This window comes from Bacillus sp. FSL R5-0585, from assembly GCF_038004545.1.
In the GTDB taxonomy this organism is placed as follows: Bacteria; Bacillota; Bacilli; order Bacillales; family Bacillaceae_G; genus Bacillus_A; species Bacillus_A cereus.
Genome location: NZ_JBBORJ010000001.1, coordinates 995,939 through 1,010,343, shown reverse-complemented (window position 1 = coordinate 1,010,343; position 14,405 = coordinate 995,939). Strand labels below are relative to the sequence as shown.

Genomic DNA, 14,405 nt, shown 5'->3' with positions numbered 1-14,405 from the left:
GTTACCTTATTTTTAAAAAAACATTCTGATTATTTCTTTTTCACTTCTTCTACAAATTCCCATGTCTCTCCGTTATCTTTTGATTGATAAAGTGCACTACTATCGCCATTGTAGTCTCCATCTGCCCCTTGTCCAACTAACATATTAAAAACCCCATCTTTCTCATATGGCATACTAGGTGAATCAAAAGGAGTTATTGTGGACTGTGTATAATCTAATTTCACTTCATGCGGCGGATATTCTACCTTTTTGAAAGATACTCCCCCATCATCTGTGCGATATAACTCTCCTTCATTACCAGAAGGCCTAATTGCTCCTAAAAACCCAAGTTTATCATTTATAAAAGTGATTCCTGATACACTACCAATCCCCCCATTAAATGGGTCTGGATTGATAACCTCCCATGTTTTCCCTTCATCACTAGTCTTGCTTAATGAATAAAAGGCGCTCCCTAATGCTTTATCTGTCATATTTAGTTTATAACCAACTTCTTTCGATAGGAAAAACTGTTCTTTTTCATTCTTTAAATCTTGTTGTTCCTTCTCTTTAAGCATATCTTCTTTTGGAGGCGTCTTTGATTTACTCCAACTTGCGTCACTTATTAAATTATATCTAGCAGGGACTAGCTCTTTCTCTTTTCCAGGGACAAATATAGATACAGTATATCCAATGATATCAGAAGCTGTTTCTTTAACACTCTGCCTCTTACCATCCTCAGTAATATTAATAATCCCCTCTGTATTGGATCCCCAATTTCTTTTTCCATAATAAATCAACCCATACTTACTTTCATTCCATTTTTTGACCGTTTGCTTAACTGGGATCGCCTTAACCGTTTTAATTAAAGGTTCTACTAATTTATCATCATTATAATCGGGATTTGCATATCCATCTCGTATTATAGTAATATCTTCTGATTTCTTCTTATTATAAGAGATTAAATAAGTTTCTTCTTTCCCATCAACATTTTTCCCATAAACAAATGTATCAAACGCTGTGATTGTTCCATCTGAATGAAATGTAAGATCAAAATCAGTTGCCATATACAATTTCTTTGGCAAAGGATATTTTTTATTTATATCTTCAAAAATACCTTCTACTCCAGATTTATATATATTATTATGTTTAAGTTTAACTGACCTTTCATGTTTTAACTTTTCTATAAACCATGCCAATTTGCCATTGTAATTTATTGCACTTTTATAAATCTGCATCCCATAAAATGATGTAATTGCAACAATAATGATAATAGAAATGGATCTCCATGCTATTGAATTTGTTAATTTTTTAGATTCATATTCTCTATTTTTTATCACCCGCATTGTAGTAAATGTAGTTATGGATATAAAAAGTACTATACACAATAACAAAATGTAAATATTATAATTCATTCTTCCGTACTTACAGTATAAGGCCAACTCATAACAAAAAATCCCGTATACAATTATTAGTATTGGATTTGTTACTAATGACAAAATTATCCTTTTTGTATTTTCTCTAAATATAGAAACCACTCCTAATTACATGAATTACTGATATTAAGTATACTTTATGAATATTCACCATTTTTATCATCGAATTTATACACATTCAAATAATATTTTCCTTGTTTCGCTACGAATTTTCCCTTTATAGTATTTCCTTCATCTTTACCACAAGCTACGTAATTTTACATGTCTGATTCATGATAAAGTACCCATGTCGTCCCAATATTTTGTTCATTTATCACAGAAATATCTACTTCTTTCGGAACTGTAACATCAAACGTATAAACATCTGTCTGATCAGGAGTAATCAGATTCCCTTTTACAAGCCTATGGGGAGTCCTTCTCCTCTTCGAGGGATCCACCTGTTTGCGGATCTTGTTTTACAGTAACTTTTGTTTGTTCTTTACTATCCTCCACTGTTAGTTCCACAGTATATGTTCCTTTTTCTCCATATACATGGGTAAGATTCGCTTCTGTACTTGTTGTACCATCACTATGAAATTTAATTTCTTCATAAAAAAGATTTTCAATTTTTTTAGATACTCTTACTGTCGACGTTCAAAAGCTAAACGTACCGCAAGACCTGTCAAGACGCTTGCCATAAGCCAACGCTGCACTCGCAGCCACATTGGATGTGTGCCAGACCATTTCGCAATTTTACTTGCTGTACATACAATTAGAAGGTTAACTATAAAGCTAACAGTGATTTGCGTAAGCCCCAAAACTGCACCTTGAAAAAGCAACGATCCCTTCTCTGGATCTTCAAATTGAGGTAAAAGTGATACATACAAAATAGCAATCTTTGGATTCAGAAGATTAGTCATGAGTCCCATTAAAAATAATTTCCGTGGTGGTTCATTAGAAATCGTACGAGGTTCCATAATAGATATAGCACCCGGTTTAATCGAATTCCAAGCTAGCCAGAGTAAGTAAGCAGCACCTGCCCACTTTACTACTTCATATACAGCGGGAACAGCAAGGAATAGAACTGTAAGTCCAAACATAGTTGCGATTATATAGATTACAAATCCGAGCATGATGCCCAATAAAGAAATAAATCCCGCCATACGTCCCTGCGTAATGGAACGGGAAATGAGATAAATCATATTAGGCCCAGGTGAACAAACCATGCTAAGCGAAACAATTGCAAAAGCTATCAAGGTACTCAAGCTGACCATAAACCTTCCCCCTTTATGTTACATAAAATTTCCTATTGTACATTTTATCATGATTGAGGAGAGAAAAGATTAATATAAACCGATGCAGCTAAGTAATATTATCGGATCAAATGTAGTATAATCACATATTTCTCATTCTCTTAAGTAAGGACTAAAAATAACCTATCCATAGAGCTACTAAAACCACTACGAATAAAGCAACATGTAATATTTCGAATCCACTTTTGTATATCACCAAAATACCTTTCTATAAATATAGCGTTGATAGTAAGCATAAGAAATAAAACAATGTAAGTAAAAGCACCCAATTTATCGTTAAACTTCTCATTTGTAAATGTACTTACATGAAGGAATAGAAAAACAAACGTTACTATAAATAGCTCAAATAGCCTTTTTTTATTCACCCCACCACCACCTTACAGTAATCCCCTTTTATTCCATTTTATCAGAACATACTATGGAGCAGCATATGAATATTATATTCATGTTAAAAAGGCCAACAATCCAAGATTGTTAGCCTCTACTTCCCATATTTGTACCTTTTATCACTTTACTTCCTAACAACTGGAATCCACATTTCACCAAACACTAAGCCGTTTCTTTTCCCCATCTCAACCGTCGTATTTGGTCCACCAACATAAGCAAACTCATTTGCATCTGGTAAAGCTTGACCGAAGGCGATGCCAGTCAACTTATTACTTAGCTCTTCAGCCGTTTTGTCCTCCCCTTTCACTACTAAGTATTCTCCCCTCGGAAACTGGATTACTCTAGATTCTTCTATTTGTGCTTCTGTCATGACACCCGCATAATACATCATTTTGTTATTCACCGCTTCGCTCACAGAAAAAATGTATTCATTTGTCGCTAAAGCTTTTAAAGCGTCCAGCCTTCCATCTTCTTTAACAGCCGACCAAAAATCTTCCTTTTCTTTATTTATTCCAGCAAAGTCTGTGTATTCGCTCTTAATTTCAGTTCCAATACCTAACACAATAAAGCTATCTTTTTCTTCTATCGTATAATTTTTCATATTCAAAACCTGCCTCTTTTTTTATTAATCAAACGATTTATCTTTTCATCTGATGAGTTTATAATATCTTTAAATCATGTCAAAAAATGATACTGTTTAGGAGACTCCAATGAAAAAAGTTGAACGGATTAATACAATTATGCGATATATCAACAACCGCTCCCACTTTACAATTTCTGAAATCATACGAGAATTTAACATATCACGATCGACAGCTATTAGAGACATTAGAGAAATTGAAGCTATGGGGATGCCACTTGTAGCTGAAGTCGGAAGAGCTGGGGGATATTCTGTTATGCATAATTCTATCTTACCCGTTGTTCGCTTTACTGATAATGAAGTGAAAGCTCTTTTTATTGCCTTTATGGCTACAAGAAATCAACAACTTCCCTATCTAAAGAGTCGTCAATCTTTAGCCGAAAAACTACTAGGACTTATTTCAGAAACCCAGCAAGATGACCTTGTTCTTTTAAATCAACTCTTGCTTTTCCAAGGGACTAACCCTCATAATCCCGATCTACTTGAGCTTTCTGATCTCCCCCATCCTATGTTAGAAAAACTCATTCAAATCCTTCTTTTGGATAACCATTTATTGATTACCATTAAAGAAGATGAAGAAATCAAGTCTTATCCAATTTATCTATTACACCTTTATCAAGAAAAAAGCCATTGGATTATTGAAGGATTTGACTTAAAAGAAGAAAAGAAGTTGATGTTTCCTGTCGATGATCTCATCAATATCGAACCATACACGACGAATAAAAGACTCAATAAGAAAAAGATTTTAGAAAAACTAAGTAAGAAGGACGAAATAATCAACTTGGTACTTGAACTTGGACCAAAAGCAATTGCCCAGTTCAAAAAATACCATCCTTTAAAAATTTCAATATCTTATACTAATCCTTACCAATCCACAGCCATTTTAAAAACTTTTATCAATGTTAACAATCCCGATGAAGTGACGGAAATAATAAATTGGCTGCTTTTTCTAGGGAAGGATATTAAAATCAAAGAAATACCCGATGAAGTATTAGCAGATTTACAAAAACGAGTGTGCTTATACATTCCATAAGCAGTGAGCCTCAAATATTAAGCTTTATCACTGGATAATTATCCTATTTTTAAATACCATTTCATTTACTACAATGAGAGCATGATAAATAATAAAAGCACGGAAAATCTCCCGTGCTTTTCTAAATATATATTATTCCTGAAGGTTTCGTTTATCACGTTTCTTACCCTAACTGACGTTTAAATGCTTTACTGGCGAAAAAGTAAGAGATGACCATTATACCTACGCACCAAGCAAGCGCAATCCAAATATCGTTTCCAACAGTTCCTTCATATAAAAGAGCACGAATCGCATTCACGATTGAAGTTACAGGCTGATTCTCAGCAAATGCACGAACAATTTTTGGCATCGTTTCGGTAGGTACGAAGGCCGAACTAATAAATGGAAGAAAAACGAGTGGGTACGAGTATGCTGTCGCCCCTTCCATAGATTTCGCTTTCAGCCCTGGAATAATAGCTAACCATGTAAGCGCTAGCGTAAACGTTCCTAGTATCCCAGCTACTGCAAGCCATTCTAGAATATTAGCACTGGAACGGAAGCCCATTAAGAGCGCAACAAGAATAACCACCACGATAGTAAGAACATTAGCAACCAGAGAGGTTAAAACGTGAGCCCACAATATCGATGAGCGCTTAATAGGCATCGTAATGAAACGTGCCATCAGCCCACTCTTTACATCCGTAAAGAGTCGAACGGAAGTGTAAGCTACACCGGATGCGATAGCCATTAGTAAAATTCCAGGTAATAAATAATTAACGTAGTTATCCGTTCCTGTCTTTATTGCGCCGCCAAACACGTAGACAAACAATAGCATCATCATAATCGGTGTAATCGCTACTGTAATAATTGTATCCGGACTGCGCATAATATTACGCATTAAGCGCCCTAGTAATACCCCTGTTTTGCTTTTCATTTACATCTCCCCCTTTTTACCGATAATTGCAAGGAAAATTTCTTCCAACGTCGGCTGCTTCTCGATATACTCTACTTTTGCTGGCGGGAACATCTCTTTTAGTTCAGCAAGAGTACCTGTCGTAATAATTTTTCCGCCATGCAAAATAGCGATACGGTCTGCCAGTTGTTCTGCTTCCTCCAAATACTGAGTCGTAAGCAAAATAGTTGTACCGCTACCAGCAAGTTCCTTGACTGTATCCCACACTTCGATTCGCGCTTCAGGATCAAGTCCAGTCGTTGGTTCGTCAAGAAAAATAACTGCTGGCGCCCCAATCAAACTCATCGCGATATCAAGCCGGCGCTTCATCCCGCCTGAATACTGATCTGCCCTTTGGTTTGCTGCATCAGTCAGGCTAAATCTTGCAAGTAGATTGTCAGCAACTTGAGCAGGATTGGAAACACCACGTAATTTGGCGATCATTATCAAGTTTTCCCTCCCAGTCAGCATACCGTCTAAAGCTGCGAACTGCCCTGTCAAACTGATACTTTGACGAACATGATTTGGTTGACTCTGTACATCAAATCCACAAATACTTACTTCACCGCTATCTTGCTTCATTAGTGTCGAAAGGATGTTGACCGTTGTCGTCTTTCCCGCTCCATTTGAGCCTAGCAGCGCGAAAATTTCTCCACGCTGCACCTCAAAATCTACCCCTTTTAAAACTTCCTTATCTTTAAAGGATTTTTTCAAGCCTTTTACAGAAATCGCTGCATGACTCATACTTTTTTCCTCCCTATAAAAATGTTTTGCGAAGACTATTTATTTACCTCTATCTATTTAGTATCACTGATATTCTGTATTACTTAGTACCGAGTTAAAAATATAACTGAATAGCTATGATGGCAATTCATATGTGTAACCAGCTAATCAGTCGGTACTACTTATTCCATTTATTTTTTTCTCAATTTCTTCATAATACTTTCATTCAAATCTTCACGATACTTGGAGACGTAAGTTTTAGCATTTGCCACTAGTTCGTCAGCAAAGGAAGCCACGTCATCCCCAGTAATGTCAAGCACTTGTCTTCCTTCCGCTGCACCCGCTTCGAACAAATCGATTAATTCATACTGTATGTGTAACATATCCATCCCGTTACCCGCTGAAAAATTCCACATGTAGTTTTGAATTTTCTTAAATACAAATTGGTAGTCCTCTGGCAGAGCCTCAACTCGTGCCATCATCATTTTGTACTCTTTTTTATCACCAATTAACTTTTTGAACATTTCTAACATCTTATTTTCCTCCTTTTTTATAAAACCGAACAAGAAATTCCCAAAGTATCGGCCGGAACATTTTATCTTATGAACCTATTTTGACTTCAAGACGTTAATTTTTGACGATACAAAATCCCATTTTTCCCAAAACAATTCAAGCTCCTGGCGGCCTTCTTCATTTAATGAATAAAACTTACGAGGCGGTCCCATATCTGATGGTTTCTTTTCAATATTCACAAGCTTTTTCTTCTCTAATCGTACGAGGATGGTATACACCGTACCTTCCACAACTTCGGTAAACCCAAGATCATTCAGGTGGCGGGTAATCTCATAGCCATACGTTTCACGGCGACTAATGATTTCCAGTACACACCCTTCCAGTGAACCTTTCAGCATTTCAGTTAAATTTTCCATGTCCTGATCCTCCTTTACCCCCTATTCTGTCTGACTTATATTCAGTATCACAGAGTACTAAGGCGAATTTTTTACTGAACAGTTTTTGTGAATCCGAACTATTCAGTATCACTTATTACATCTACATTGTATGACTAAGTAGTTATGGATGTCAACTTTATTTTCAAAAAAATTAAAAATCCGCTTTACCCTAACCGGATACAGCCTACTTTTTTGTTGTAAGGACCATCACACTAGCAAAACAGAACTGATTCAAAGTGTAATTTAAATCAGCTCTGTTTTATTGTTTTTATACCGATATATCTTGTTTTTTCACGATACAAATTGTTTCTCACTACCATTCCCATTGCATATAAAGCATAAAGGCAAGTGCGGTCAGAGAAAATTTCCAGAGATTATCCGTACATGATACGAGCCCCTAAAATACAATTCTGTTAGAAATCTGTCTCTATATTCTCTTTTATTTTATTTCTGATAGTTGACTAGCAACACTATCTAAAAATTTTTCTACCTTTTCTTTTGATGTATCCGGCGCATGATAACCGATCGTCAATGTAAGCCTTCCATTATAAGAGCTTGCTCCCATTGAAAAGAATGGTGCATACATAATAGGTGATGTCATATACCCGTCCTCAGCTTGAATTTCACCAAACTGAATAGATTCATCAGCGATTACTCCCAAATTTGTCAGTAACGGTAACGCCATTCCCATCTGTACAGCCTGTTCATATTGCTGATTAAACATTTCCTTCACTGTAGATAGCTTCATTTCTGCCAGTAGCTCCATTCCTGCTGCTGAAGAAAGACCTGGATTTCGAGACTTTATTTTATCCATTGATTGTTTAACTCGAACAAGAGTCTGCTTAAATGTTTCATCGTCTTCCATTTTAATCACTGGCATTTCCATACCAGATAAGTTGCAAATAGCACCAGTTGTATTATTAGGCAAATATCGACGTAAATCAATTGTCAAGCCAATCATTTTTTCTGCAGTGCGAGGTTCTGCATACACAGTGAAATGTGATAAAGCTCGGAAGTATGCAGTCATGATTACATCATTCAAGGTAGCCTGTTGAGCTTTTGTCCATTGGGTTAAACGTAGAGTTTGCTCATGGCTCAATCGCCGTACGGACATTTGGGGAAATTTATTTTTGTTAGGTTGAGATGGAAAAGACCATAACGATGCCTGTTGTTCTTGGTTAGGACGATACGCACTTTTTATGTCCGATATTCCAGCGTATTTGAATACATGTGATTGATCTCGACAACTCTCATTTCCCTCATCAAATTCCTTTATAATTTGCTTCTTAGACCGTCCCAATGAAAGGTGAGTATATATTGTTCCAAGCAATTTAATATATTCCTTGACTCCTGCACCATCTGAACATAGATGAGATAATTTCACAACTAACATATCTGTTGTAGTGCCCCGTAATAATTTCGTTTGAACCATAGGCCCCTGTATACGATCACCAGGTTCCTTAATAAAATCTATTGCCATTATTTCAAGTTCTTGATTATTTCCTTCTGCAAAAAAGCAAATAGATGAGTTAGTGTCAGATGAATGCTCCTCCCAGTAAGGAATATCATTTTCTACAAACCGGCTGTTCAAAACTGGTTGCAATTGCAACGTTATCCTTACTGATTCTTCAAGTATTTCCTTGGATATACCTACAGGAAAATAAAGAACTGCATTAATTTGTTGATCTGCAGAATAAAGACCTAATACATAATTCATTCGATCTTGTGGTGTTACTGAATACTTTCCTTTCTCCATAATTCCGTCCCCCTTTAGAACTTTTTGTATAACCCTATTTTCCATATGCTTGTAATTTTTCTTCAAGAGCTAATAACGCTTATTTTTCGAATTTTTAATGAAATCATCTTCTCCGTATTGGTTTCATTCTTTTTGCAGGTGATATATCCATTATTTTATTGTTATCAACACTGCCCAACCTTACAATAAAAACAAACGAAAATAAATTAAGTTTACATATACATAAACATTTTATTATAACGTCTATAAATTATCAATACGGCAAATAAATCATTTTTATGTCTGTTAATAAAAAACAATATATTCAAGGGCCACTTTATAATAAAAGGTTGATGGGCATGTATATGTACCCATATCACTTTCAAAATAAGAATGAGAATTTTTTCAACAAAAATAAGCTGCAGTTATTGATTTTACAGTAAAAAAAGCCCCTCCATTTTGAAAATGCGCAATCAAAATGAGTAGGGCTATTTCCAATTTAAATTTTATAAAAGAATGATTATCATAAATAATATTTTACTTTTTAGTCTACCTTATTATTTTCAATCCATTTTCCTAATAAATGAATGGATTTTATTCATATAATTTGAGGTGGTATCGTTGGTTTTTAAAAATAGAAAGCTTATTTTCAAATCAAATGAAAAAGAGGTAAAATTATAGATATTCATGTAGAAATTTCGTTTTGGGGATACTTAAAATCTTAAGGTGATGGGCATGTGGTGTTATACTTTAAAAGCTCTATAAATTTTATAGATATAGCGATTTTCTTTATTAATAATCATTTGTATGTGCGTTTACTCACACACATACAAATGATTTATAAAGCCACAATTAAGTGAAAACATCTTTTCCGTTACGATAACATCATAGCCATGTCTTCTGCTGCATTTGTAATTAGTTTTAAACCAAATGTTTCTTGTAATACATCAAGCACGCCAGGTGAAATAAATTCAGGCGCCTTTGGACCGATGCGAATATCTTGAATTCCAAGACTAAATAGCCCAAGTAAAATCGCAACCGCTTTTTGTTCAAACCATGATAGGACAATACTAACTGGCAATTCGTTCACTTCACATTGAAAAGCATCAGCTAATGCAGCTGCTATTTTCACTGTAGAAATGGAATTATTACATTGTCCTAAGTCGATGTAGCGCGGAATCTCGGTACCAGGTACAACACCGTAATCCACATCATTAAAGCGGAATTTCCCGCAAGAAGTTGTTAAAATAACTGTTTCTGGCGGAAGTGACGTTGCTAATTCACGATAATATTCTCCACCTTTTCCCGGTGCATCACAACCGGCAATAACAAAGAAACGCTTTATCTTCCCCTCTTTTACTGCATTAATAATTTCCGGAGCTAATGATAATACTGTATTATGATGAAACCCTGTTACTAACTGTTCATCCGACTCCATATGTACTTCTGAAAGTTCTAGTGCTTTTTGAATCAATGGTGTAAAATCATCATTTTCAATTTTTTGTACACCTTCTAAACCTGCAATGTCATATGAAAAGAATCGATCAGAGTACGATCCTTTAATTGGCATAACACAGTTCGTTGTAGCTAATATGGCACCAGTAAATTTTTCAAAAAGGCGTCTTTGATCATACCATGCCTTGCCGATGTTTCCTTTTAAATGTTTATATTTTTTCAGCTGCGGATATCCGTGTGCTGGTAGCATTTCAGAATGTGTATAAATATTAATGTCTTTTCCTTCTGTTTGCTTTAATAGTTCTTCTAGTGCAAATAAATTATGACCCGTAACTACAATTGCTTTACCTTCTACACGATTTTGTGTAATTTGTACAGGCTCTGGCACACCAAAATGATTCGTATGTGCCTCATCTAATAATTCCATCACCCGTAAAGCAGATTTCCCCACTTTCATAGCCATATCAATATGCTCTTGTTCGTTAAAGTTAGAATTTGTTAATGTCATATATAAAGCTTCTTGTGTTGTTGCATCTACAAATGCATCCGTATACCCTAGCTGAGCGGCATGTGTGCGATAAGCTGCAATTCCTTTTAGCCCAAACACAATCGTATCTTGTAAACTCGCAATCGTTTCATTCTTACCACAAACACCCATTACTTTACATCCGCCTATTGGCGTTTGTTCACATTGATAACAAAACATATGATCCCACCCTCTCCCAATCATTCATTACACCTTAAGCATAATACCCATTGAAAAAAAGTGATGTGATATCAATCACAATAATATATAAAGATTTGTGACAGTTCATATTGTTGACATAATATTTTTATTGACACTAAAAAATATGCATTAGTGTACACACATCTTTCGATACTTTTAAATAGCTAATTAATTTGGAGAAATATATACAACAAAAAATTTTTTTGAATCCCATGTACAAATAGTTGCAATTCATCACATATGAAATAGATATAAAAATACGCTCTTCTTTCTATCATTCAATAGAAAGAAGAGCGTATTTGTCATTTTAAGGAACTATCATTTTTTATTAAAGTCTTTACTGTAAACCTTTTTATTTACAATACATTTACATTATCTTAACATTACTTACATTATTTATATGATATATTTATATAGAAGCTACTTAAGAAATTTCATATACATTTTATCTTTATGATCTCTTATCTAATCAATAAAAAGATCATGTTATATTTTTATAACAGGGGTGAATTACGATGACTGAAACTTTAAAAACACTTATAATGCTTGATGCTACTTATGTTGTTATAGCAATTATGACAGTACTAGTATTTGTATACTTGGAATTAAAATCTCAGTAATATATGCTGACGTAATCAACAGATTCAGCATTTAAATATAGTTAGAAGAAAGAGAGGAGAAAATTATTTCTCCTCTCTTTTGTATTTCTACAATTTCTTATTTTAATAAATCCAATGTATGTAAAAGTAATCCTTTGTTCCCTACTTCCCCATGACCAGGCACTACTGCATTTATATTTCTATATCGCTTCAGCACATTCTCAATCGATGTAGACCATTCATTTACATAAGCATCCGCAACGTTTCCTAAATCTTTCGCGGACGTAGATTTCACTAAACAGCCTCCAACTAAAATATTGTATTGCGGTAACCATACGACAATATTATCTTCTGTATGCCCTTTCCCTGGATAAAATGTTTCTACTTTCATATTTCCAAACTTCAAATTTGTAACGGTTTGTAAATCTCCAAGCGGTTCTTCATATCCATTTTTCTTTGCTAGTTCTGCGGTTAATGCTGTACTATGCGCTTTAATGCCTCTTTCTTTCAACGCTGTTATTCCGCCAATTCGATCAGCGTGCGCATGTGTAATAATGACATCCGTTACGCGCTTCTGAAATTTCTTTTCTACCATTTCTATTAGTTCCTTCGTTAATTTGTCATCCCAAGAAGAATCCACAAGTACTAACCCTTTAGAAGTATTAAGAACTAGACCGTTCGAAGGAACTGCTTCTCCATTAAAAGAACCTAACTCCGTATGAACCCATACATTCTTGTTTAACTGAGATATTGAAATGGTTCCCGTCTCATTTTTTATTACTGTTTTCTCTACCTTTTGTGATGCTTGTACAGAAGAAATTGTGCTAACAAATTGAATTGTTCCTAGTAAACCTACACATAATCCTACTTTTAACAACGTATTCTTTTTCATGTTATCAACCCTTTCTTTCAAGCTAAATAGTTATTACCTATATTAGACAATTTATCTCAAATGTTTGTTCCATCTTTATTTGCATATTTTTATGTAATTAACAAAAAAGCGTACAAAATTTTGTACGCTTTAAAACTTAATCTTTCATTCCATAATTCTCAAAATCTTCCTCATTCCCATAAAATACATTCAAATCAATATACTTTTCTTTCCCATTATAACCATTTAGTTTCCCGCGGTTCGTGTATTGCCAAAACGTCCATTTTCTCTCATCAGATAAACTCGGTTTTGTAAGAACACTACGAATCCATATATCACATTTGGGATACGCATCCTTTATATATAAATCATACACCTCTTGCGTTGCATACAATATTACTTTCTTACCGTAATGTTTTTCTAGCATTTCAATCATGACCGACAACTCTTTCGTAACATCTTCACGCTTAGGCGGATTATCTTTTTTGTTAGCGTAAAACTCAACATCAATTACGGGTGGCAGTGCTTGTTTATATTTTGGAACAGTTCGTATAAATTGCTCTGCTTGTGTTTCACCCTTACTATCGAAACTAAAAAAATGGTACGCTCCGATGCGCATATCTGTCTTATTCGCATTCGTCCAATTTTTTGAAAAGTACTTATCTACAAACGAGCTTCCTTCAGTAGCCTTTATAAACGCAAACTTCATATTTTGCTTTTCCAACTCTCTCCAATCTATATCCCCTTGATACGATGCGACATCTACACCTTTTATTTCATACTTTTCAGCACTTATTTGATTCGGAATGAATATGCCTTGAAAAACTAAGTAAACGACAACACTTATTACACTAATTAAAGTAAAGATTCCTCCTATAATAAGCTTCTTTTTCATTCATATCACCTATCTTTACAAATTAAAATTCTACTTACCATTCACGCTTTTTATTAATTTCCATTTTTTCTTCAAACGCCTTCTCTAAATCAACATTTAATTTATTTGCTAAATCACATACATTCCAAATTACATCAAACATTTCTAAACCGCTTTCTCTTTTCGCATCTTGTATTGTATCACGCTTTAATATGACTTCCGCTAATTCACCTAATTCCGCCATCATATATATCGTACGCTCTTCAATTGTTGTATCTTGAAATCCTTTTTCTTTACTGAAATTTGATACATACCTCTGAAACTCCACAATATTCATACTTAATCTCCCCTCATTACCAATACTCCATTTTTCTATTACACTTAAAACCAAAATTATATTTTGTTAAATTATAACATTCGGACTATAATTTATTTATAGCCCATTAACGGAGGTGTTTGCAATGACTCTCTTCGCTTCCCCATCATTATTCATAGTGGCAATCCTTTCATTTGCACTAGCTTATTTCATTGGAGTAAAACAATACACTTGGCTCTTATCAGGATTCAACGAACGCCGTGTGCCTGATAAAGTGAAGTTATCAAAAATAGTTGGTCTTTATAATTTAATTGCTGGTGTCATTGCCACAATCGGTAGTGTCTTCACTACTCCTAATGTCACAATCGTTATTCCTAACATTATAATTGGACACTTTATTATCGCCGCTTATGTAAATACACGCATGGTGCAGTGAAAAAGATCACCCAAATGGATGATC

14 protein-coding genes and 2 pseudogenes are annotated in these 14,405 nt (G+C 34.7%); 2 read left to right on the top strand and 14 right to left on the bottom strand.

Annotated elements, in window-relative coordinates; all coding sequences use genetic code 11:
- Positions 1-29: 29 nt before the first annotated feature.
- From MKY38_RS05255 to MKY38_RS05235, 5 genes and pseudogenes are all read right to left on the bottom strand, one after another.
- Positions 30-1,514, bottom strand: coding sequence for a WD40/YVTN/BNR-like repeat-containing protein (locus tag MKY38_RS05255; RefSeq protein ID WP_078384663.1), 1,485 nt, complete (start codon positions 1,512-1,514; stop codon positions 30-32).
- 35 nt (positions 1,515-1,549) lie between these two features.
- Positions 1,550-2,003: pseudogene (locus MKY38_RS05250) on the bottom strand (pre-peptidase C-terminal domain-containing protein); the annotation flags it as partial.
- Positions 2,004-2,032: 29 nt separating this feature from the next.
- Positions 2,033-2,665 (bottom strand): LysE family translocator, encoded by a 633-nt coding sequence (locus MKY38_RS05245; protein ID WP_341048289.1) that lies wholly within the window; start codon positions 2,663-2,665, stop codon positions 2,033-2,035.
- A gap of 151 nt (positions 2,666-2,816) precedes the next feature.
- Positions 2,817-3,069: pseudogene (locus MKY38_RS05240) on the bottom strand (DUF3963 domain-containing protein).
- A gap of 146 nt (positions 3,070-3,215) precedes the next feature.
- Complete coding sequence (locus MKY38_RS05235) at positions 3,216-3,692, bottom strand: GyrI-like domain-containing protein (RefSeq protein ID WP_065224193.1); 477 nt, start codon at positions 3,690-3,692, stop codon at positions 3,216-3,218.
- Positions 3,693-3,801: 109 nt separating this feature from the next.
- Here MKY38_RS05235 and MKY38_RS05230 point away from each other — a divergent pair, with 109 nt between their 5' ends.
- Positions 3,802-4,764: a helix-turn-helix transcriptional regulator gene (locus tag MKY38_RS05230; protein WP_341048288.1), complete on the top strand. Its 963-nt coding sequence runs from the start codon at positions 3,802-3,804 to the stop codon at positions 4,762-4,764.
- Between the two features lie 163 nt (positions 4,765-4,927).
- Here the strand turns inward: MKY38_RS05230 and MKY38_RS05225 are convergent, their stop codons facing one another.
- From MKY38_RS05225 to MKY38_RS05185, 9 genes are all read right to left on the bottom strand, one after another.
- The gene (locus tag MKY38_RS05225) at positions 4,928-5,677 is read right to left on the bottom strand and encodes an ABC transporter permease (protein ID WP_065224191.1); all 750 of its coding nucleotides are present in this window, start codon (positions 5,675-5,677) and stop codon (positions 4,928-4,930) included.
- Complete coding sequence (locus MKY38_RS05220) at positions 5,678-6,439, bottom strand: ABC transporter ATP-binding protein (protein WP_065224190.1); 762 nt, start codon at positions 6,437-6,439, stop codon at positions 5,678-5,680. It abuts the gene before it with no gap.
- Between the two features lie 170 nt (positions 6,440-6,609).
- Positions 6,610-6,951, bottom strand: coding sequence for a DUF1048 domain-containing protein (locus MKY38_RS05215; protein WP_000891986.1), 342 nt, complete (start codon positions 6,949-6,951; stop codon positions 6,610-6,612).
- 75 nt (positions 6,952-7,026) lie between these two features.
- Positions 7,027-7,347: a PadR family transcriptional regulator gene (locus MKY38_RS05210; RefSeq protein WP_000429487.1), complete on the bottom strand. Its 321-nt coding sequence runs from the start codon at positions 7,345-7,347 to the stop codon at positions 7,027-7,029.
- Between the two features lie 460 nt (positions 7,348-7,807).
- Positions 7,808-9,124, bottom strand: coding sequence for a condensation domain-containing protein (locus MKY38_RS05205; RefSeq protein WP_341050249.1), 1,317 nt, complete (start codon positions 9,122-9,124; stop codon positions 7,808-7,810).
- A gap of 853 nt (positions 9,125-9,977) precedes the next feature.
- Positions 9,978-11,264, bottom strand: a complete 1,287-nt coding sequence (hcp, locus tag MKY38_RS05200; protein WP_065224306.1) for a hydroxylamine reductase — start codon at positions 11,262-11,264, stop codon at positions 9,978-9,980.
- 738 nt (positions 11,265-12,002) lie between these two features.
- A complete protein-coding gene (gene bla2 / locus MKY38_RS05195; RefSeq protein WP_025708834.1) occupies positions 12,003-12,776 on the bottom strand; it encodes a BcII family subclass B1 metallo-beta-lactamase in 774 nt (257 codons plus the stop codon).
- A 136-nt stretch (positions 12,777-12,912) separates the two neighbouring features.
- Positions 12,913-13,650, bottom strand: coding sequence for a glycoside hydrolase family 25 protein (locus MKY38_RS05190; RefSeq protein WP_065224187.1), 738 nt, complete (start codon positions 13,648-13,650; stop codon positions 12,913-12,915).
- Between the two features lie 34 nt (positions 13,651-13,684).
- Positions 13,685-13,966 carry a MazG nucleotide pyrophosphohydrolase domain-containing protein gene (locus MKY38_RS05185; protein WP_044306817.1) on the bottom strand — a complete coding sequence of 94 codons (282 nt, stop codon included), beginning with the start codon at positions 13,964-13,966 and terminating at the stop codon, positions 13,685-13,687.
- Between the two features lie 124 nt (positions 13,967-14,090).
- On the opposite strand from MKY38_RS05185, the gene MKY38_RS05180 reads away from it, so the two are divergent.
- A complete protein-coding gene (locus tag MKY38_RS05180; RefSeq protein ID WP_044306816.1) occupies positions 14,091-14,381 on the top strand; it encodes a DUF3784 domain-containing protein in 291 nt (96 codons plus the stop codon).
- Positions 14,382-14,405 lie beyond the last annotated feature (24 nt).